General features: G+C 71.5%; 14 protein-coding genes. 12 read left to right on the top strand and 2 right to left on the bottom strand.

Annotation, left to right across the window (positions count from 1 at the left end):
• Positions 1–222 precede the first annotated feature (222 nt).
• Positions 223–729 (top strand): free L-methionine (R)-S-oxide reductase MsrC, encoded by a 507-nt coding sequence (gene msrC / locus IP91_RS21495; RefSeq protein ID WP_145651795.1) that lies wholly within the window; start codon positions 223–225, stop codon positions 727–729.
• A gap of 51 nt (positions 730–780) precedes the next feature.
• On the opposite strand, the gene IP91_RS21490 is transcribed toward msrC, so the two are convergent.
• Positions 781–1617, bottom strand: a complete 837-nt coding sequence (locus IP91_RS21490) for an HDOD domain-containing protein (protein ID WP_145651793.1) — start codon at positions 1615–1617, stop codon at positions 781–783.
• A 448-nt stretch (positions 1618–2065) separates the two neighbouring features.
• Between IP91_RS21490 and IP91_RS21485 the strand changes: the two genes are divergently transcribed.
• The 11 genes from IP91_RS21485 (at position 2066) to IP91_RS21435 (ending at position 20472) form a co-directional block, all read left to right on the top strand.
• A complete protein-coding gene (locus IP91_RS21485) occupies positions 2066–2842 on the top strand; it encodes a GAF domain-containing protein (protein WP_145651791.1) in 777 nt (258 codons plus the stop codon).
• Positions 2839–3498, top strand: a complete 660-nt coding sequence (locus tag IP91_RS21480; RefSeq protein ID WP_145651789.1) for an AMP-binding protein — start codon at positions 2839–2841, stop codon at positions 3496–3498. The genes IP91_RS21485 and IP91_RS21480 overlap by 4 nt, the downstream gene beginning before the upstream one ends.
• Before the next feature lie 59 nt (positions 3499–3557).
• Positions 3558–11090: a type I polyketide synthase gene (locus tag IP91_RS21475; protein ID WP_145651787.1), complete on the top strand. Its 7533-nt coding sequence runs from the start codon at positions 3558–3560 to the stop codon at positions 11088–11090.
• A gap of 43 nt (positions 11091–11133) precedes the next feature.
• Positions 11134–12357 carry a 3-oxoacyl-[acyl-carrier-protein] synthase III C-terminal domain-containing protein gene (locus tag IP91_RS21470; RefSeq protein WP_145651785.1) on the top strand — a complete coding sequence of 408 codons (1224 nt, stop codon included), beginning with the start codon at positions 11134–11136 and terminating at the stop codon, positions 12355–12357.
• A complete protein-coding gene (locus tag IP91_RS21465; protein ID WP_145651783.1) occupies positions 12357–14273 on the top strand; it encodes a polyketide synthase dehydratase domain-containing protein in 1917 nt (638 codons plus the stop codon). The genes IP91_RS21470 and IP91_RS21465 overlap by 1 nt, the downstream gene beginning before the upstream one ends.
• Positions 14255–15040 (top strand): ABC transporter ATP-binding protein, encoded by a 786-nt coding sequence (locus IP91_RS21460; protein ID WP_229474795.1) that lies wholly within the window; start codon positions 14255–14257, stop codon positions 15038–15040. Before IP91_RS21465 ends, IP91_RS21460 begins: the two co-directional genes overlap by 19 nt.
• Positions 15037–16287, top strand: a complete 1251-nt coding sequence (locus IP91_RS21455; protein WP_145651781.1) for an ABC transporter permease — start codon at positions 15037–15039, stop codon at positions 16285–16287. The genes IP91_RS21460 and IP91_RS21455 overlap by 4 nt, the downstream gene beginning before the upstream one ends.
• Before the next feature lie 10 nt (positions 16288–16297).
• Positions 16298–17032, top strand: a complete 735-nt coding sequence (locus IP91_RS21450) for an outer membrane lipoprotein-sorting protein (RefSeq protein WP_145651779.1) — start codon at positions 16298–16300, stop codon at positions 17030–17032.
• Between the two features lie 103 nt (positions 17033–17135).
• Positions 17136–18383 carry a hypothetical protein gene (locus IP91_RS21445; RefSeq protein ID WP_145651777.1) on the top strand — a complete coding sequence of 416 codons (1248 nt, stop codon included), beginning with the start codon at positions 17136–17138 and terminating at the stop codon, positions 18381–18383.
• A 9-nt stretch (positions 18384–18392) separates the two neighbouring features.
• Entirely contained in the window at positions 18393–19739 is a 1347-nt protein-coding gene (locus IP91_RS21440; protein WP_145651775.1) for a glycosyltransferase family 4 protein, read from the top strand.
• The gene (locus IP91_RS21435) at positions 19729–20472 is read left to right on the top strand and encodes an acyltransferase (RefSeq protein ID WP_229474793.1); all 744 of its coding nucleotides are present in this window, start codon (positions 19729–19731) and stop codon (positions 20470–20472) included. Before IP91_RS21440 ends, IP91_RS21435 begins: the two co-directional genes overlap by 11 nt.
• Before the next feature lie 53 nt (positions 20473–20525).
• On the opposite strand, the gene IP91_RS21430 is transcribed toward IP91_RS21435, so the two are convergent.
• On the bottom strand, positions 20526–20816 hold the full coding sequence (locus tag IP91_RS21430; protein WP_145651773.1) for a putative quinol monooxygenase: 291 nt from the start codon (positions 20814–20816) through the stop codon (positions 20526–20528).
• Positions 20817–20826 lie beyond the last annotated feature (10 nt).

Here is a 20826-nt window from a genome sequence, read left to right as displayed (position 1 = left end):
TTCGGCAAAAGGGGTGCGCCATCGCTCAGTCAGCAGCGACGGCAGCCCCCGGATTCATTGTGCACGCGGCCCGGCGGACAGCCGGACCGGCGATTATTACATGACATCCTACAACGTTTGCCAATTTGACAGCGCATGGTTGGACACCCGTGTGCCCCGCCCGCGGCCGGGCAAGGCGCTGCAAAGAACGGTAAAATCGCCCTTTTCCTTCAGGACCGCACCATGACGTTCAATCTCGCCGACACCGCCTACCGTACCGACAGCCCGGAAGCCAAGGAAACCATGTATGCCGACCTGCGCTCCCAGCTCACGGGCCTGCTGCATGGCGAAACGGACTGGATCGCCAACACCGCCAACTTCAGCTCGCTCGTGTTCAACACGATGCCGCACCTGAACTGGGCCGGCTTCTACTTCCTGCCGACGCCGGACGAGCTGGTGCTGGGCCCGTTCCAGGGCAAGCCGGCCTGCATCCGCATCAAGCGGGGCCGCGGCGTGTGCGGCAGCACGGTGGAAAAGGGCGAATCGATCGTGGTGCCGGACGTGCACGCCTTCCCCGGCCATATCGCCTGCGACGTGAACTCGCGCTCGGAGCTGGTGGTGCCGGTGTTCGTGGCTGGCGCGGTGGCCGGCGTGTTCGACCTGGACAGCCCGCTGCCGAACCGCTTCGACGACGTCGATGCGCGCGGCATCGAGTCGCTGGTGAAGATCCTGGAGGCGACGCGCGGCTGAACGATGCATGGCGGCGCGGCCCGCCGGTCCGCTGATCAGACGATCAGATCATCAAACGATCAGGGCCGCGCTCATCGACTTGGCCTGCTCGGCCGCCGCGTCCAGCAGGCTGGCCACGTGGGGATGCTGTTCCAGGTAGCCGGCCAGCGCCGCCGTGCGGCCCAGCATCAGGTCCTGCTCCTGCGGCAGCGGCGAGGGCACCGGGCACAGGTGGCGCGCCACCAGCAGCGTGTCGCGCAGGCCTTCCGGCGGAATGCCGACGGCGGCGCCGCGCAGCGACACCACGGCCAGCGCCACCGGCTCGGGCACCTGCAGCTTCTTCATGATTTCGCGCGCGATGATCTCCTGCGCCGCGCCCATCCACTCTTCCGGATCGTCCAGCAGGCCGGGAATCGCGTCCGCGCGGCCCAGCAGGTAGAACCCGCCCACTTCATGGACGATGCCGGCAAACAGCGCGGTATCGGGCTCGGTGCGCGTGATGCGCTGGCCGATCACGTAGGCCAGCGCCGCCACATGCGCCGTGTACTTCCACAGCTGCTCGGCCTGCATGCGCAGTTGCGGATCGCGGATGCGCGCGCCGAACTGGCGCACCACCATCGCGGCGGCCAGCGTGTACAAATTGCGGTAACCGAGGCGCATCACCGCGGCGCGCACGCTGGTGGCCAGTGCCGCGCCGTTGGACCGGAAGACGGCCGAATTGGCCAGTGCGACGGCGCGTGCCGCCAGCACCGGTTCGGCCAGCAGCTTGCTGATCACGTCCGCATCGCGGCAGTCGGGATCGGCCAGCGTCAGCTGCAGCGACAGGGCGGCATTGACGCTGGTCGGGAACACCAGCTCGCCACGTTGAGCTTCGGTCACTACCTGCGCGAAGTCTTTCAGTTTTTCCATAGGTGAACTATACCTGCGAAGGGCCCCGCAACAACAGTCCCCCGCAGCAAAAAAACGCCCATCTTTCCTCCCTGGCGCCCGGGGCAAGTGCCCGTGCACCGCGTGCGGGCCTGCCGCCAGGACCCGCGCAACATCTCGCCAATTCGCCGTTTTTTAATCTTGACGATGAAACGCCTTTCAACCTAATATGAATTGAAAGGTTTTTATTTTTGCAAGAAAGCATATTATCAGCGCGGCCTGCACTAAATATGAACCGCGCCCGCACCCGTATAGTGCGATGCACCAAAATGATTATCTCGACGAGCCATTAAGGCGCACCAGGATTCAGTCGAGTTCGCCTGGACACCGCATGAATGCTGGCCTGCAGGTCGATTGCGGATGAGTACGAACGACATTACCACGATTTAGTTGCATCGCACAAATTTAATTGCTGCGGGAGGTGTGGATAATGAACAAGACCGAATCTGCCCTGCTCAGGCTGCGTGATATCCTCGTTTATATGGAGCTGGACGGCCAGCGCGGCGATATTCTCGACCGCTTATCGGCGCTCGCCTGCGAGATACTGGCGGCGGAACGCTGCGTGATAACCCTGTTCCGCGATGCCGCACCGCTGCCGGCGCCCGGCACGCCACAGGCGGCGTTCGGCGAGCTGGCCCGGCGGCAGCGCGGCCGCCCCGCCCCGGCCGATGCGGGCCGCGACGTGATGTTCGCCATCATCGTGCTGCACCGCCAGCCGATCGGCGTGATCCATGTGCACCGCGCCAGCGGGGGCGAGGAGTTCGATGGCGACGATCTGCAGCTGTTCAGCATCGTCACGCCCGTCATCGGCAAATCGCTGCAGGTGCTGCAGCTGCAGGGCCTGCTCAAATCGCGCTTCACGCAGATCGCGCTGTCGCGCTCGGACGACCCCACGATCGGCCAGATCGTGCAGGGCGGCGCGCAGAACCCGAACGGCATCGCGCGCATCCTGGCCAGGGCGTTCTATCGCGAGATGACGAATGCCGGCTTCGACTTCAACCAGATCCTGCATGCCGCCTCCGAGGTGATCTCGGAGCTGACGGCCAGCCTGCGCAAGCACAGCCGGCACGCACCTGCCCCATCTGCTGCATCTGCTGCATCTGCTGCATCTGCCACATCTGCCGCATCTGCTGCATCTGCTGCACCTGCCGCCACCGCCCCGGTGCGGCTGGCCACGGCCGACGACCGCACGGGAGAAACGGCATGAACACGCGCGCACAGCATGGCGCCAGCCGCGCCGGCACGGCGCCGTTCGATGCCGTGCACCACCGCTTCGAACGGCTGGCCCTGACCTATCCGGGCGCCGTGGCCGTGCGCGGGGGCGCCGGCATGCTCACGTATGGCGAACTGGACTGCCAGGCCGATGCGCTGGCGGCCCACCTGCAGCGCCGCGGCCTGCTGCCGGGGCAGTTCTGCGCGCTGCACCTGCCCACCTCGTGCGCCCTGGTGCGGGCGATGCTGGCCGTGCTGAAGGCCGGCGGCGCCTTCGTGCTGCTCGATCCCGCCCTGCCGCCCGCGCGGATCGCGGCGCTCACGCATTTCTTCGACCCGGCCCTGCTGCTCACGCAGGGGCACTGCCCGGCCGGCACCCGGCACGGCACGCTGGTGCTGCAGTGCGCCGGCGACGATGCCGGACTGCCCTGCGCATGGCCCGACGAACACCCGGTGCGCGCCCACGAGATGGCCTGCGCGCTGCCCAGCCGGCAGCCGGAGCTCGGTGTCGGCGTCGCCATGCTGACCCATGCGGACCTGCACGCGCTGTGCGATACCCCCGCCGGCCCGCCCGCCCCGCCCGGGACAGCGGCGCTGGCGGTGCTGTGGGGCCCGCTCACCCACGGCGCCCCCGTCACGCTGGCATCGTAGGCACCCGGCACCACCGTTAGAAGGCACCGTCTTTCCGCTCTCGACACAGGAGGTTGGTCATGCAAGCCAGGCTATCCGACATCCCCGACACCATCGTGCTGTCGCCGCCCCGCACGCTCAGCCCGCAACTGCCGGTCGCCGCCTGCCGGGCCGGCGCCCTGGGCCTGCTGGACCTGGGCATGCTGCCGCTGGCGGCCCGCGGCGCCGCCACGGCGGCGGGCGCCATCGCCAGGCTGGCGCGCGGCGCCGGCCGCGGCAGCCACTGGGGCGTGCGCTGCGACCTGTTCCAGGGCAAGGCAGCGCTGCTGCGCCATGCCAGCGCGGCGCTGGCCCTCGACATCGAACTGCCGGTGCTGCTGCTCGGCGGCGTGCGCCGTACCGACCTGCGCCGCGCCCTGCAGCTGGGCCGCTGCATCGCCCGCGCCGTGCTGCTGGAGGTGCAGGATGTGGAGACCGGCCGGGCCGCGCAGGCCGCCGGCTACGACGGGCTGGTGGTCAACGGCCACGAGGCGGGCGGCCGGGTCGGCCCGTCCGCGGCCTTCGTGCTGGCCCAGGAATGCGATGGCGCGCTGCAGCTGCCCTACTGGCTCCGCGGCGGCATCGGCCTGCACACGGCGCCGGCCGTGATGCTCACGCGCGCTGCCGGCGTGGTGCTGTGCGAGCAGCTGTGGATGGCGCGGGAGGCGCAGGAAGAGCCGGGCGCGCGCGCCTGGCGCAAGCTCGATGGCAGCGAGACCACCCTGGTGGGCGAAGGCGCCGAACTGCACCGCTTCTTCGCCCGCTCCGGCCGCGCCAGGCTGCATGCGCTGGAACGGGCCGTGGCGGCCGGCCAGGACTGGCGCACGCTGCTGCGTGAACACGCCGCCGCGGCAGACGACCCGCTGCTGCCGGCCGGCCAGGACATCGCCTTTGCCGCGCCGCTGGCCGAACGCTTCGGCACCGCCGGGCGCATCATCACGGCGCTGCGCGACAGCATCGCCGGCAGCCTGGAACTGGCGGCCCGGCACACGCCGCTGGCGCCCTACGCCGCGCTGGCCGATGCGCACGGCACCCGCTACCCGATCGTGCAGGGACCGATGACGCGGGTGTCCGACGTGGCCCCGTTCGCGCGTGCCGTGGCGCAGGCTGGCGCCCTGCCGTTCCTGGCACTGGCCGTGCTGTCCGGCCCCGAAGTGCGCAGCATGCTGGCCGCGGCGCGCGACCAGCTGGCCGGCGCGCCCTGGGGCGTGGGCATGCTGGGCTTCCTGCCGCTGGAACTGCGCCAGCAGCAGATGGCGGCGCTGCGCGAGATCGTGCCGCCGTTCGCGATCATCGCCGGCGGGCGGCCCGGCCAGGCCCGCGAGATGGAGGCCCTCGGCATCACCACCTACCTGCACGTGCCCTCGCCCGGCCTGCTGGCCAGCTTCCTCGACGGGGGCGCGCGCCGCTTCGTGTTCGAGGGCAGCGAGTGCGGCGGCCACACCGGCCCGCGCACCAGCTTCATCCTGTGGGAGCAGGCCGTGGCGGCGCTGGCGGCCGCGCCGCTGGACGATCCGGCCGGCGTGCACGTGCTGTTCGCCGGCGGCATCCACGATGCGCTGTCGGCCGCCATGGTGGCCGTGCTGGCGGCGCCGCTGGCGGCGCGCGGCATGAAGGTGGGCGTGCTGATGGGCACCGCCTACCTGTTCACGGACGAAATCGTGCAGAGCGGCGCGATCGTCGAACCGTTCCGCCAGCAGGCCATGGCCTGCACCGAGACGGCGCTGCTGCAGTCCGGCGTGGGCATCTACACGCGCTGCGCGCGCACGCCGTTCTGCGACGAATTCGACCGCCTGCGCCGCGAGCTGGTGCTGGACGACAAATCCGAGGAGGACACGCTGCTGGCGCTGGAGACGCTCAACGTGGGCCGCCTGCGCATCGCCTCGAAAGGCATCGTGCGCAATGGCGACGGCGGCGCGGACGCACCGCGCTACCGCACGCTGGACGACGACGAGCAGCGCCAGGCCGGCCTGTACATGCTGGGCGAGGTGGCGCGCCTGCGCCGCGAGCCGCTGGCCGTGGCGGACCTGCATGCGGCGGTCAGCGCGCGCAGCACCGCCCTGCTGCAGCGGCGGCAGGACAGCGCGCGCGCCGCCGCGGCCGCACGCCGTCCGGCGCAGCAGGAACCGGTGGCGATCGTGGGCATGGCCTGCCACTTCCCCGCCGCCCGCACGCTGCAGGCGTTCTGGCACAACATCGTGCGCGGCATCGACGCGATCCGCGAAGTGACGGACGAGCGCTGGCCGGCCGCCCAGCTGTTCGATCCGCGCCGCGGCATCAAGGACAAGGTGTATTCGAAATGGGGCGGCTTCCTGGACGACGTGCCGTTCGATCCGCAGCGCTACGGCATTCCGCCGGCCAGTCTGGCCCACATCGAACCGGCCCAGCTGCTGACGCTGGAGGTGGCCCGCCAGGCGCTCGAGGATGCCCGCTTCGACCGCCTGCCGTTCCCGCGCGGCCGCACCGCCTGCATCGTGGCGGTGGGCGGCATCAGCGACCTGAGCACGATCTACAACTTCCGCACGCTGCTGCCGCTGTACCTGGCGCGGGTGGCCGAGTTGTCCGAGGAACAGCGCCAGCGCATCGCCGACACGCTGCTGCACGAGGAACTGCCGCCGTGGACCGAGGACACCTTCCCCGGCATCCTGGGCAATGTCGTGTCGGGCCGCATCGCCAACCGGCTGGACCTGGGCGGCAGCAACTTCACCGTCGATGCGGCCTGCGCCTCCTCGCTGGCCGCGCTCGATGCCGGCGTGCGCCAGCTGCGCGACGGCAGCGCCGACGTGGCGCTGGTCGGCGGCGTCGACTGCGTCAACGGTCCGCTCGGCTTCATGTCGTTCGCGCAGACCCACGCGCTGTCGCCGCGCGGCCGTTCGCGGCCGTTCGATGCGGGGGCGGACGGCATCGCCATCAGCGAAGGCGTGGGCGTGGCCGTGCTGAAGCGGCTGGCCGATGCGGAACGGGATGGCGACCGCATCTACGCGCTGGTGCGGGGCAGCGGCAGCGCCAGCGATGGCCGGCACCGCAGCCTGACGGCGCCCCACCCGCCCGGGCAGGTGGCCGCCCTGCAGCGCGCCTATGACGATGCCGGCGTGGCACCGGGCGCCGTGCAGCTGATCGAGGCGCACGGCACCGGCACGGCGCTGGGCGACCGCAGCGAGGCCGAGGCGCTGCGGCAGGTCCTGGGCAGCGCGGAGCGGCCGCGCTGCGCCGTCGGCTCGGTGAAGTCGATGATCGGCCACACCAAGGTGGCGGCCGGCATGGCGGGCCTGATCAAGGGCGCGCTGGCGCTGCACCAGCGCGTGCTGCCGCCCACCATCGGCGTCGAGCGGCCCATCGACGCGCTGGGCGGCGTGGACAGCCCCCTGTACGTGAACAGCGAATGCCGGCCCTGGCTGGCCGAACCGGGGGCGGCACGCTATTGCGGGGTCAGCGCGTTCGGCTTCGGCGGCACCAATTTCCATGCCGTGCTGTCCGAATATGCGGGCGGCTACCGGCCCGGCGACCGCCTCGACCTGCACCCGCGCGCCGTGGAGGTGTTCGCGCTGGCCGGCGCCGACCGCGCCGAACTGGTGGCGACGCTGGAACGGCTGCGCGGGGCGCTCGGCGACCAGGTTGCGGAAGCGTCCGCGGCGCCGTCGCTGGCGCAGCTGGCGTACTCGCTGTACCGCGAACAGCACGTGCTGCGCCGGGCCAATGGCGGCCAGCCGTGCCGCCTGGCGTTCTGCGCGGCCAGCGCCGCCGAACTGGCCAGCCACTGCGAGCGCGCGCTGGCGCTGCTGGGGGCGCCGGCCGGCGCCACGGTGCCGCCGGGGCTGCACTTCCGCGAGAGCGCCGCGCACCTGGGCGGCGTGTGCTTCCTGTTCCCCGGCCAGGGCGCGCAGAAGATCAACATGCTGCGCGACCTGGTGACCGGCATGCCGGACCTGCACCACCACTTCCAGCATGCGGGCACGAACGGCGCCGATGGCGCGCCGCAGCCGCCGGTGGCCGAGCTGGTCTATCCGCGCCCCGTGTTCACCGAGGCCGAGCGGGTGCTGCAGCAGGAGGCGCTGAACGCCACAGCCGTAGCGCAGCCGGCGCTGGGCATGGTCGAGATGGCGGCCTGCGAGCTGCTGGCCCGCTTCGGCCTGCAGCCGGACTTCGTGGCCGGCCACAGCTATGGCGAGTACGCGGCGCTGTGCGCTGCCGGCGTGATCACGCCGGACAGCCTGAAGACGCTGTCGCTGGCCCGCGGCGCGCTGTCCGAACTGGCGCCGCCGGGTGCCATGGCCGCCGTGGATGCCGATGCGGCGCGCACCGCGGCATTGCTGGCGCAGCACGGCATCGAGGCGAGCGTGGCGAACCTGAACGCGCCGGACCAGACCATCATCGCCGGCAGTCCCGAGGCGATCCGCCAGGCCCTCGGCGCGCTGCCGGCGGCGGGCGTGCGCGTCAAGCAGCTGGCCGTGGCCAGCGCCTTCCACTGCCGCCAGATGGAAGCGGTCGGCGAAGAGCTGCTGCAGCACCTGGAAAAGACCCCGTTCGCGCCCTCCCGCATCCCCGTCTACAGCAACCTGACGGCCAGCCCCTATCCGGACGATCCGGCCGCCATCCGCGCCCTGCTGGCGCGCCACATCGCCGAGCCGGTACGGTTCGCCGAGTCGATCGCCGCGCTGCATGCGCGGGGTGCGCGCATCTTCATCGAGTGCGGCCCCGGCATGGCGCTGTCCGGGCTGGTGGCGCGCAACCTGGCCGGCCAGCCGCACCTGGCGCTGGCCATCGATGCGCCGGGCCGCAACGGCTGGCAGCAGCTGGGGCAGCTGCTGTGCCAGGCGCTGGCCGCCGGCCTGCCGCTGCACCTGGAGGCCTGGTTCGCCGGCCGCGGACTGCAGCAGCACGACCTGGCCGAAGCGCTGCAGGCGGCCGAAGCGGCGGCCGCGCGCGGCCCGCTGACATGGCGCGTCAATGGTGGCCGCGCGGCGCCGTGGTCGGCACCCCGCACCAGCATGGCGGCGAAGCCCCATGTGCCGCAGCCCGCCCTGCCGGCGGCGGCACCGGCCATGGCACCACCGGCCGCGCTGCGGGCCGTGGCGCTCCCCCCGGTCGCGGCGCGGCCGCCCTCGATTCCCCGCAGTCCCACCAGGAGATCCACGATGAACGAAGCAGAGCTGATGCCGGAGGGCCGCCCGCCGGCCCTTGCCGGCGTGACGGACGGTGCCTATGCACAGATCCAGCACGGGCTGGTGCGCTTGCTCGACCTGCAGTGCGAGCAGCAGCGCAGCCTGCGCCATTTTCTTGAATTCCAGGCGCAGCTGGCCGGCCTGCAGCTGCGGGGCGGCGCGGCCGATCCGGTCGACTTCATGCCGGCGTCGCAGGCGGCATTTCCAGTGCCGTTGATGCCCGCAGCGCCGGCGCCCCGCACCGCTGCCGCCATGGCGGTGCCCGATGCCGGTGTCGCGCTGGCCGACGATCCGGCACCGGCCGGACCGGCAGTGACGGCACCGGTGCTGCCGGCCCTGTTCACGCAGGGCGCGGCGCTGCACGCCGACACCCCGGTGCCGGCACCCGCTGCGATGCTCCCCGAACCCGCGCCGGCCGGGCCGATCGCGCTGCACCCGGCAGACGCGGCGCCAGTCGCGCCGGCCAGCGCGCCGCCCACGCCCGCGCAGTTCCGCGACGCGCTCCTGAACGCCGTGTCGGAGCGCACCGGCTATCCGGTCGACATGCTGAACCCCGACGCCCACCTGGAAGCGGAGCTGGGCATCGACTCGATCAAGCGCATCGAGATCTTCAGCGGCCTGGCGGACCGCTACGGCCTGGTGGGCGATGGCGACGAGGAAAGCGTCATCGAAACGCTGTCCGGCTTCCGCACGCTGAACGAGATCGTCGGCTGGTATGCCGGGATGAGCGCCACCGCCGGGGCAGCGCCCGAAGCCGTGGCGACGGGAGGGCCCCTGCCAAAAAAAGCGCCGGCTCCGCTTCCCCGCTCCAGTGAGGAAGCGGAGTCCGACGACCCCGTGCTGTGCTACGTGGTGGGCACCAGTGCCGCCGCCCTGCCCCGTCTCCCGACCGAGGCGCCTGTCATGCCGGGCACGCACGCGCTGCTGGCCGGCGCCGACGGTGCGCTGGCCGCGGCGCTGGCCGACGCGCTGGCAGCCAATGGCTACACGGTCTCCCGGCTGATTCCGGGCGACGCCACGCTGCTGCTGGCAGATGGCCGCTGGCAGGCCGACCTGTCCGGCGAAGACACGCTGGCGCCGCTGGCCGGGCTGCTGGCCACCGCCGGCCGCCGTCCCACCCTGCTGGTCAACCTGATGAGCTGTACCGACACCGGCGCCGCGGGCGAGATGGCCGAAGCCGCCCACCACGGCGACGCGCGCGCCCTGTTCCTGCTGCTCAAGCTGCTCGCGCCCACGCTGAAGGACGGCGGCTGGCTCGTCAACCTCACGTGCTTCGATGGCCGCTTCGGCCTGGGCGGCGCCGCGCTGCCGCCGGCGGCCAGCGCCGGCACGCTGGGCGTGGCGAAATCGGTGCGGCGCGAGTGGCCGGCGCTGCGCGTGAAATGCATCGACGCGGCGCCCGGCACCGACCCGGCCTGGCTGGCGGCGCAGGTGACGGCCGAACTGCGCAGCGGCACGCCCGACGTGGAAGTGGGATATGGACCGGCGGGCCGCTGCCGCATCGACCTGGCGGCCCGCCCGCCCGGCGGCGACCTGTCCGTGCTGGCGCTCGATCCGGGCGCCGTGCTGCTCGTCACGGGCGGCGCGGACGGCATCACGGCCGACATCACGCGCCTGCTGGCGCAGCAGTACCGGCCCCACCTCGTGCTGGTGGGACGCAGTGCGCTGCCCGGCGACGAGGCGGCCGACACCCGTGCCGCCACCGACCCGGCGGCCCTGAAGCGGCTGCTGATCGGCCGCATGCGTGCCGACCGCGCCACGCCGGCCCAGGTGGACGCAGCGCTGCAGCGCCTGCTGAAGGACCGCCGCATGCGCGCCAACCTGGCCGCCATGCGCGCCGCCGGCTGCACGGTCGAATACCACGCCCTGGACGTGCGCGACGATGCGGCGTTCGGCGCGCTGGTCGACGACGTGTATGCCCGCCTGGGCCGCATCGATGGCGTGCTGCACGGCGCCGGCATCATCAGCGACCGGCTGCTGGGCGCGAAATCGCTCGATGCCTTCGATGCCGTGTTCGATACCAAGGTGCGCCCCGCCCTGCTGCTGGCGCGCCGGCTGGACCTGGCGCGGCTGCGCTTCCTGGTGTTCTTCTCGTCGGTGGCGGGGCGCTTCGGCAATATCGGCCAGGCCGACTACAGCGCCGCTAACGAGGTGCTGAACAAGCTGGCCGGCCAGCTGTGCCACGCCTGGCCGGCGCTGCACGCGCTGGCCATCAACTGGGGGCCATGGGACGGCGGCATGGTCACCGACGACCTGCGGCGCCTCTATGCCGCCCACGCGATCCGGCCGATCGCCGTCGACACGGGCCTGCGCCGCTTCGTGGAGGAACTGGGGCGCGGCGCCCAGGGCCAGCCCGAAGTGGTGATCTCGGCCAGCCTCGGCCAGCTTGCCGCGCTGCAGTGGGGCCGCTGAGCCCGCGCCCGCATTCCTTCATCGCATCCACCGGGAGAACCGCATGAACCATCCATCCGCCGCGCCGCTGCTGGTCGACTTCCAGCCGGCGCAAGTGAGCAAGCCCGTTTCGCAGAAGCTCGCGCTGCAGATCTCCGCCTTCGGACTGGCGCGCGGCTACTGCAAGCAGCACGGCATCACGGGGGCCGACGGCATGCTGCGCGTGCTGCAGGACATGCGCGGCAAGTTCGACAAGTACGGCGTGTCGGCGCAGCTGATCAAGCGCCGCCAGCTGGTGTATTTCCCGCGCCTGCGCGACATGCGCATTGCCGGCGGCGAACTGGTGCTGGCCAGTCCGGAGCACCCGCACCTGCAGCTGTTCCCCGATCCGGACGACACGCGCGGGGCCGACCTGAAGCAGCGCCACGCAAGCTACGGCAAGGTGGTGGCCGGCTGCCTGGGCCAGATGTACGGGGACACGCGCACGGCGCCGGACGACCTGATCCACGTCACCTGTTCCGGCTACCTGGCGCCCAGCCCCGTGGAACGGATGGTCGCGCAGCGCGAGTGGTTCGACACGACCGTCACGCACAGCTACCACATGGGCTGCTACGGCGCGTTTCCGGCGATCCGCATGGCGCATGGTTTCCTGGCCTCGTCGCGTGCCGGCGCGGCGCGGCCCAAGGCGCGCGTGGACATCGTGCACACCGAGCTGCTGTCCGGCCACCACAATATCCAGGATAGCGGCATCGAGAACATCATCACGATGACGCTGTTCGCGGACGGCTTCGTCAAGTATTCGCTGTGCACCGAGGAGCACGCCCGCGAACATGGGCTGCGCGGGCTGCGCGTGCTCACCTACGAGGAGCACCTGCTGCCCGATTCGGCGGACGACATGACGTGGGTGCCGGCGGCGCACCAGTTCCAGATGACGCTGTCCATCATGGTGCCGGTGGTGATCAAGCGCCATGTGCTGGCTTTCGTCACGCGCCTGCTGCGGGGCATCCGCATCGACTTCGGGCGGGAGCGCGCGCGGCTGATGTTCGCCATCCACCCGGGCGGCCCGAAGATCGTCGAGCACGTGCAGGAGGAACTGGGACTGGCGCCGGACCAGGTGGCGATCAGCAAGGAGGTGTTCCGCGAGAACGGCAACATGTCGTCGGCGACGGTGCCGCACATCCTGAAGGGCATCCTCGAGGAGAAGGCCGTCAAGCCCGGCACGCCGGTCGTCTGCCTGGGCTTCGGCCCCGGCCTGACGGTGACCGGGCTGGTGGTGGAGAAGACGTGATGGACACCGCCTCCACCATGCCGGCACGATCTGCCGCCCCCCTGGTCGCGCGCCTGCAGGAGATGCGCGACCTGCGCACGCAGGACGCAGCCCCCGCCACGCCGCCCTCGCCGCCTTCCGCCCCTCTTCTGCCGGCGGCTGCCGGACTGCCATTCCTGGGCACCGTGACGGGCTACCAGCCCGGCGTGCAGGTGGCCGTCGAACGGCCCCTGCTGCCGGCCCGGGACCGCTACCTGTCGGACCATGACTTCGTGCAGGCGCCCGGCATGCGCAACCCGAACTGCTACCCCGTGGTGCCGATGACGATGAGCCTGGAAATGATGGCCGAAGTGGCGGCCTGCCTGGTGCCCGGCCTCGGCGTGACGGGCATCGAGGACGTCAACGCGGTGCGCTGGATCGTCGCCGGCGACGGCGGCGCGGCGGTGCTGCGCGTCGAGGCCGTGATCGACCTGTCCAGCAGCACCCCGGACCGCTACCGCATCGACGCACGCATCTGCGCCGATGGCGACCGCCAGCCGTCGATCAGTGCCCGCCTGCTGTTCGGCAGGCGCTATCCCGTGGCACCGCCGCCCCTGCCGCCGGCCGAACCGCCAGCAGGGGCGGCCGCGCCCGTGCTGTTCGACACGGCGAGCGCCTATGCGCAGCGCCTGATGTTCCACGGCCCGTCGTTCCAGGCCATGCACGGCATTGCCCGGCTGGGCGCGGAGGACGTGCGGGGCGAACTGGTGGTGCGCGCACCGAGCACGCTGTTCGCCGGCACCGAGGCGCCGCAACTGCTGCTCGATCCGGCGCTGCTGGACGGCCTGGGCCAGCTGGTGGCGCTGTGGTCGTTCCACCACCACCGGCAGGCCGCCTTCCCCGTCGGCCTGGGCCGGCTCACGCTGTGCGGCCCCACGCCACCCGCCGGCAGCGTGGTGCCGGCCCGCGCGGTGATCCGCGGGCGGCAGCTGAAGATGCTGGTGGCCGACCTGGAGGTGGGCGACGGACGCGGCGGCACGTGGCTGCGCATCGACGGCTGGCGCGCCTGGCAGTTCGCCTGGGATGCGCGCCTGCTGGCCTTCCAGCGCGATCCGGTGCGCCAGTTGCTGAGCGATGCGCAGGACCTGCCGGTGCCGGCTGCAGCGTCCTCCCCGTCGGCCGCCGTGCAATGCCGGCGCATCGGCGCGGCGCGGGTCGCCCGGTTCGATGCGGCGCTGCTGGCGCGGCACTACCTGCAGCCGGCCGAGCTGGCGCGCTTCCAGGCCCTGCCGGCCGCGCCGCGCCGCACCGCCTGGCTGCTGGGGCGCGTGGCCGCCAAGGATGCGGCACGCGCCTGGCACCTGGCGCAGGGAGGCATGGCGCTGCATCCGGGCGACTTCGCCATCGACAACGATGCACATGGCCAGCCGCATGTGACGCATTGGCCGGACAGCCCGGCACCGCACCTCAGCATCGCGCACTGCGGCGAAGAGGCCGTGGCGCTGGCCGGGGCCACACCGGTGGGCATCGATCTCGAGACGGTGGCCGTGCGGGACGAAGCGTGCGAGCAGGCCGTCACCACGGCCGCCGAGCGCGAACTGCTGGGTGTGCGCGACGGGGCCGTGCGGGCCGCCTGGCTCACACGCCTGTGGTGCGCCAAGGAAGCAATGGGCAAGCGCATGGGCAGCGGCGTGGTGCCGGGACCGCGCCATTTCGAGGCCCAGGCCCTGTGTGCCGATGGCAGCCTGCGCATGTGGCATGCCGCCAGCGGCACGGGCAGCATCGTCACCACGCTGCGCAGCGGCGAATACATGCTTGCCTTCGACCTGGGGCCGCGCGGCGCTGCCGCGGTGAGGGAGACGAAATTCGGGGAGACGAAATACGGGGAGACGAAATTCAGGGAGACGAAACTCGGGGAGACGAAAACCAAGGAGCCGCCATGCAAGGAATCGCCATGAACCCCGCCGCACCCCATGCCCTGCCGCCGGCGGCTGCCGTGGTCGAGCTGCGGCGCGTCAGCAAGCATTACCAGCTGGGCGACAGCCGCATCGACGCGCTGCGCCAGGTCAGCCTGGCGATCCGGCCGGGCGAATTCGTGGCCGTCTGGGGCCCGTCCGGCTCGGGCAAGTCCACGCTGTGCAACCTGGTCGGGCTGCTCGACGCGCCGTCGTCCGGCCAGGTGCTGTTCGATGGCACGGACGTGGCCACCCTGTCCGACAACCAGCGCAGCATCGCGCGCAACCGCAGCATCGGCTTCGTGTTCCAGAACTTCAACCTGGTGCCCGTGCTGTCCGCGCTGGAGAACGTGATGCTGCCGCTGCAGATCGGCAGGGCCGGCACGCGGCAGGCGCGCGCGGCCGCGCTGCGGCGCCTCGACGAAGTGGGCCTGTCCACCCATTTGGCTCACCGGCCGGCGCGCCTGTCCGGCGGCCAGCAGCAGCGCGTGGCGATCGCGCGCGCCCTGATCGGCGCACCGGCGCTGGTGGTGGCGGACGAGCCCACCGCCAACCTGGACAGCAGCAATGCGCTGCGCGTGATCGCGCTGATGCGCCGCATCGGCCATGCCGAGGGCACCGCCTTCGTCTTCTCCACCCATGACGAACGGCTGCTGGACCGCGTCGACCGGCGCCTGCGCATGCACGATGGCGTGCTGGTCGAGGAAGGCGCCGCGGCCGTGCCGCCCGTACCCGCGGTGTCGGCGCCCGCCACGCAGGTGACATCATGATGACGTGGCTGAACCTGGCCGTGCGCAACCTGTTCCGCAACGGCCGCCGCTCCGGCTTCACGGTGCTGGCGATCGGGCTGGGCTTCCTGGCCGTGAACGTGCTGGGCGGCTTCACGAACTACATGTTCACCAGCCTGCAGCACGGCTACATCTATGGCGAGGCGAACGGCCACCTGACGGTGTTCCGCCGCGGCTTCCTCGACCGGGGCAAGCTCGATCCCACCCGCTTCCTGCTGGACGCGGCGGCGGTGCAGGGCATCCGCACGGTGCTGCGGCAGCACCCGGAAGTGCTGCTGGCCACGCCCCAGCTGCAGATCTCGGGCCTCCTCAGCAACGGCCAGGTGTCGACGATCTTCCTGGCCAGCGGCCGCGTGCCGTCCGACGTGGCCGCCATCGCGGCACTGGGCAGCGCCGGGGCGGACCGGGTGCGGCGCTTCGACGGGGCGCCCCTGTCCGATGCGCGCAGCTTCGGCATCGGCGTCAGCCACGGCCTGGCGCGCCAGCTGGACCTGGCGCTGGGCGCCACGGCGGTGGCGATGGCCCCCACCGTCAGCGGCCAGATCAACGCGCTGGACGCGCAGCTGGTGCAGCTGATCGATGCGCCCGTGGAGGCGCTGGACGACAAGCTGGCCACCGTGCCGCTGGCCTTCGCCCAGGCGCTGTACGACACGGCCAGCGTGGACCGCGTGACGGTGGTGCTGGCCCCCGGCAGCGATCCCGCCACAGTGCGCGCCGCGCTGGCGCGCGAGATGGCGCATGCCGGCCTCGCCGTCGAGGTGCGCACCTGGGAAGAACTATCGCCCTTCTACACGAAGGTGAAGAAGATGTTCGACGTGATCTTCCTGATCAGCTTCCTGATCGTCTTCACCATCGTCGTGATGAGCGTGGTGAACACGTTCACGATGGCCGTGCTGGAGCGCACCCGCGAGATCGGCACCCTGCGCGCCATCGGCATGCGGCGGCGCGGCATCGTGGGCCTGTTCGCGCTGGAGAGCGCCGTGCTGGCCGGCTTCGGCACGCTGCTCGGCGCCGCCCTCACGCTGGGCGTGGTGGAGCTGACGGCCTGGCTGCAGCCCACCTGGATCCCGCCGCAGATGGCGCGCCGGGTGCCCCTGCAGATCCACTTCGTGCCGCTGTACTGGCTGGCCAGCTGCGCGCTGCTGGCGGTGCTGTCGGTCGGTTCGGCCGTGCTGCCGGCACGGCGCGCCGCGCGCATGCCGATCACCGGTGCGATGGGCTTTGCCTGAGGAGACGACGATGGGCAGCTTCCTGCAAGTGGCAGTACTGTCGCTGGCGACCGGCGCGGCATGCGCCGCGACCGATACCCAGGCCGTGCTGAAGGCGGCCGACGAGGCGCGCGGCAATGTGCGCGGGATCGCCTGGCAGGTGGCGATCGAAGCGCTGCAGGACGAACGGGTGCTGGACAGCCTGGTGTACGACATCAAGGCCCGCTCGTTCAACGTGGCGGGCACCAGCCTGGCGCCGCCGAAGTACCGCGGCAACAAGATCCTGATGCTGGGACCGTCGATGTGGTTCTACAAGCAGGGCCTGTCGAAACCCGTGCCGATCTCGCTGCGGCAGAAGCTGATGGGCGACGCCTCGTACGGCGACATCGCCTCCACCAACTACGCCGGCGACTACACGGCCACCGAGCTGCCGGACGACGAGGTGAACGGCGAGCCCTGCCACGTGTTCGACCTGCAGGCGCGCAGCGACAAGGTGACCTACGAAAAGGTGCGCTACTGGGTCTCGAAGGCGCGCGAGGTGGGCGTGCGGGCCGAGTACTTCACGGTGTCGGGCAAGAAGTTCAAGTCGGCCGCCATGGAGTACGGCAACCTGGTCAGCATCGACGGCCGGCCACGGCCTTTCCTGTCCCGCATCACGCTGCGCGGCGAGCTGCTGAACGGCGCGGTTACCCACCTGACGGTGCGCGAACCGCGCGTGGAACCGCTGCCCGATTATGTGTTCGACCTGAACCTGTTCATGCGCTAGGAGAGCAATCGTGCCGCCACCGCGCCCGTTACGTTTGCTGTCCCGGCTGTCTCTGCGGCTTCTGCATCGGCCACTGCTGCATGGTCCACTGCGGCATGGTCCTATGCTGCATGGCCCTCTTCTCCTCGCGCTGCTGCTCGCGAACGGCGCAGCCGCCGCGGCCGACCCGCCGGCCGACCCGCCGGCCGACCCGCCGGCCGCCGCCCCGCCGGCACGTTCGCTGGCACGCGAGCTGGCCGATGGCTTCTACTCGCGCATCAACGTGCTGGGATTCGGCCAGTACCAGGATGTCGAAACTGGCAGCGCGGTCAATCCCGGCAACCTGCTGGGCGTGCCGCGCAGCGAGCTGCAAGTGCTGCTGCGGCCGGACTTCAACCTGAGCTGGCGGCGCCTGGAGCTGGGCCTCAAACCCCGTTACGAGCTGGCGCGGCGCCGCACTTCGGCGCAGCAGTCCGGCGACAGTACCGGCCTGCCACTGCGGCGCACCGACAGCGGCGGCCATTACTACGTCAACGAAGGCTTCGTGCGCTACCGGCTGACCGACACGCTGCTCGTCAACGGCGGGCGCGAGAACCTGCAGTGGGGACCGGCCGCCCTGGCCTCCGTGTCGAACCCGTTCAATGCCAACAACGGCCGCAACAACCCGAACCTGGAAGTGCCGGGCCTCGACTACGTGCGCGCCGTGTACGTGCCGATGGCCGCCCTCACGGTGTCGGCCATCGCCAACGTGGGCGCCGGGCGCCTCGAGCAGGTGGGACCGTATGCGAAGACGTATGCGCTGAAGGCCGACTACACGGGCGACGGCCATTACGCGTCGCTGCTGCTGTCGCACCGCGAGAATGCCGGCAACCGCATCGGCTTCTTCGGCGGGTGGAACGTGTCGGAAGCGCTGCTGCTGCACGTCGAAGGCAGCGCCGACCAGGCGCGCGACCGGCCCGCCGGCACCCCGTCGGACCGCCAGCTGCTGGCCGGCGGCGCCTACACGCTGGAAAACGGCGCCAGCGTGACGGCCGAATTCCTGTTCAACCACGGCGGCTGCGCCCGCGGGCCGATCGCCGACTGCCTGCGCGCGCGCGGCACGCTGGCCGATCCGCGCCATCCGTTCAACCGGCGCCGCTACGCGCTGCTGCAGTACGTGGACACGCGCATCGGCGGCAATGTCAATCTCGTGGCGCGCATGATCCGCAACCTGGACGACGATTCGGCCCAGTACGTGCTGAACGTGGAATACGAACTGGGCGAGCACTGGCAGCTGTACGTCATCCCCACGCTGTACCGGGGGCGCGCCGGCAGCGAGTTCCGCAGCGTGCTGGGCAAATCGCTGTTCATCGGGGCTTCCTACACCTTCTAAGGAGCGATCATGTGCGACTTTCCCCGTTTCGCCGTGCTGACGATCGGCAGCGGCGGCTTCCTCGGTTCCACGGTGCGCGACATCACGCTGGCCAATGCGCTGCACCAGCGCGGCTACGCGGTGTCGGTCTACTGGATGCTGGAGACCAGCGGCGAACTGGTCGACGACGGCATCGGCCAGCGCATGCTGTGCCACGGCTCGCGCTACCACTTCCGGCGCCCTTCGCTGCTGCTGGACCGCGGGCTCGGCCCGCTGCTGTTCCTGGTGCCGAAAGCACGCCGCGTGGCCACCGTGCAGCGCAGCGCCGGCTATGTGCACCGCCTGCTGGAACACCTGATCGGCGCCCAGTTCGGCCCGCGCGGCGAGCCGGACCTGGCGCGCCGGCTGGCCCGCTACCTGAAGCGCGACTGCATCACGCACCTGCTGCTGAGCTTTGCGTCACTGGGCCCGCTGGCGCTGCAGGCGCGCCGCCACGGCGGCCACGCCTTCGACTATCTCGTCACGTTCCAGGGCGACGAACAGTTCGCCCAGTATGCGCGCACGGCCGGCGTGTTCCCGGCCTTCCGCGATGGCGTGAACACGGCGCTGCGCGCTTCGCGCTGGCCGGCGGTCGCCGTCAGCAGCGATTACGTGGACCGCCTGGTGGAAGAACTTTCGCTGCCGCGGGCCGCGATGCAGGTGGTCTACAACGGCGTCGACCTGGCCGCGACGGCGGCGGCGCCGTTCGCCATGCTGCAGCAGGCCTTCCCGGGCCTGCGCGAGGAGGTGCCGATCGTGCTGTACCTGGGCCGCCAGGACGTTGAAAAAGGCATCGACCTGCTGCTGTATGCCGTGCGGCTGCTGGCGGCGCGCCAGGTGCCGCTGCAGCTGGTGGTGTGCGGTTCCACGGCGCTCGGCCAGGGCTACCGCAACGTGCTGGCCGCGATGGGCACGCACCTGGGCCTGCAGTTCCACCACGGCGGCGCCGTCAGCCACGCGCTGCGGCAGGCGCTGTACGCGCACAGCCACTGCGTGGTGTACCCGTCCATCAACCGCGAGCCGTTCGGGCTCGTGGTGGCCGAGGCGATGGGCCAGGGCACGCCGGTGCTGGTGCCCGATTACGGCGGCGTGGGCGAAGTGATCCGCGACCGCAAGAAGGCCGGCGGTCTGACGTTCCGCACCTGGGACAGCGGCGACCTGGCGCGCCAGCTGGAACGGCTGCTGAGCGACCGCGTGCTGCACGCCACGCTGGCACGGGATGCGCGCAGCGTGGCGCAGCGGTTCAGCGTGGACGCGATGACGCAGGGCGTGCTGGCCCACATGCAGCTGGCCGCCCGGCCCCTGGCGCCGGGCCGGGAAGCCCTCCATGTCACCTGAGTCCCGCTGCCGCCACCTGCCAGGCATGCCGGCCATCGCCTGCTTCGCGGGGCTGCTGGCCGCCACCGCCGCCGCGGCCTCGGCCAGCGCCGCCGGGCTAACGCACCTGGCGCATGCGCTGCTGCCCGCGCATGGGACGCTGGCGGGTCCCTTGGCCCCGCTGCTGCCCGCCATTGCCTGCATTGTGCTGTTCTATGCCTACGCCCTGCTGCTGCACCGCCTGCTGCTGCACGCCCTGCCGCTGCGCAGCGGCCCGGTGGAAAGCAGCGTGCGCGCCGCGTTCGGCTACCAGCTCTACCTGCTGTTCTACCTGATGGTGTTCAATGCGCTGATCCGCAGCCGGGTGCTGCCGATCCCGCTGATGCGGCCGGTCTACCTGGCGCTGGGAGCCCGGCTCGGCGCACGCACCCACACGGGCGGCACGATCCTCGATCCGGCGTTCGTCACCATAGGGCACGACACGCTGATCGGCGAGGCGGCGCTGCTGGTGCCGCACGTGCTGGAAGGCGGCACGCCGGCCCATTTCCCCATCGTGATCGGCAATCACGTGACCATCGGCACCCATGCGGTCCTGCTGGCCGGCGTGACGGTGGGCGACCACGCGCTGGTGGCCGCCCATGCGCTGGTGGCGAAGGGCACCGTCATCGGCCCCGGCGAGGTGTGGGGCGGCGTGCCGGCACGGCGGCTGCGCGGCGCGCGGGCCGACCTGCTCCAGCGAGGCCAGACGGCCTGACTGCCGGCGCAGCCGGGTGCCCGATGCAAGCCCGGCTGCGTGTTCCGTTCGGCTCAGGCGATCTTCGTCAGCTTGTCGATGCGGATGTCGACCAGGCCACGCACCGCCGCGCCCAGCGCCTTGAAGTGGTCGGTGGCCTCGTGTTCGGCCAGGGCGGCGGCGCTGTCCCACTCCTCCAGCATGACGAAGCGGCCGGGCTGCTCGTTGTCGACATGCAGCTCGTAGCGGCGGCAGCCCGCTTCGGCGCGGCTGCCCGGCACGACGGTTTCCAGGGCCTGGCGCACGGCGGCTTCCTGGCCTGGCCTGGCGGTGATAGTGGCGACGACGGTCAGCAATTGGGTCACGATGGGTCCT

Origin of the sequence: Pseudoduganella lurida (assembly GCF_007830455.1) — a bacterium.
Lineage (GTDB): Bacteria > Pseudomonadota > Gammaproteobacteria > Burkholderiales > Burkholderiaceae_D > Rugamonas > Rugamonas lurida.
The sequence above is the reverse complement of the archived record's forward strand: the minus strand, read 5'-3'. Positions and strand labels throughout refer to the sequence as shown.

Coding starts and splice junctions, on each gene's coding strand:
- msrC (WP_145651795.1), top strand. CDS start 223: ATGACGTTCAATCTCGCCGACACCGCCTACCGTACCGACAGCCCGGAA.
- IP91_RS21490 (WP_145651793.1), bottom strand. CDS start 1,617: ATGGAAAAACTGAAAGACTTCGCGCAGGTAGTGACCGAAGCTCAACGT.
- IP91_RS21485 (WP_145651791.1), top strand. CDS start 2,066: ATGAACAAGACCGAATCTGCCCTGCTCAGGCTGCGTGATATCCTCGTT.
- IP91_RS21480 (WP_145651789.1), top strand. CDS start 2,839: ATGAACACGCGCGCACAGCATGGCGCCAGCCGCGCCGGCACGGCGCCG.
- IP91_RS21475 (WP_145651787.1), top strand. CDS start 3,558: ATGCAAGCCAGGCTATCCGACATCCCCGACACCATCGTGCTGTCGCCG.
- IP91_RS21470 (WP_145651785.1), top strand. CDS start 11,134: ATGAACCATCCATCCGCCGCGCCGCTGCTGGTCGACTTCCAGCCGGCG.
- IP91_RS21465 (WP_145651783.1), top strand. CDS start 12,357: ATGGACACCGCCTCCACCATGCCGGCACGATCTGCCGCCCCCCTGGTC.
- IP91_RS21460 (WP_229474795.1), top strand. CDS start 14,255: ATGCAAGGAATCGCCATGAACCCCGCCGCACCCCATGCCCTGCCGCCG.
- IP91_RS21455 (WP_145651781.1), top strand. CDS start 15,037: ATGATGACGTGGCTGAACCTGGCCGTGCGCAACCTGTTCCGCAACGGC.
- IP91_RS21450 (WP_145651779.1), top strand. CDS start 16,298: ATGGGCAGCTTCCTGCAAGTGGCAGTACTGTCGCTGGCGACCGGCGCG.
- IP91_RS21445 (WP_145651777.1), top strand. CDS start 17,136: ATGCTGCATGGCCCTCTTCTCCTCGCGCTGCTGCTCGCGAACGGCGCA.
- IP91_RS21440 (WP_145651775.1), top strand. CDS start 18,393: ATGTGCGACTTTCCCCGTTTCGCCGTGCTGACGATCGGCAGCGGCGGC.
- IP91_RS21435 (WP_229474793.1), top strand. CDS start 19,729: ATGTCACCTGAGTCCCGCTGCCGCCACCTGCCAGGCATGCCGGCCATC.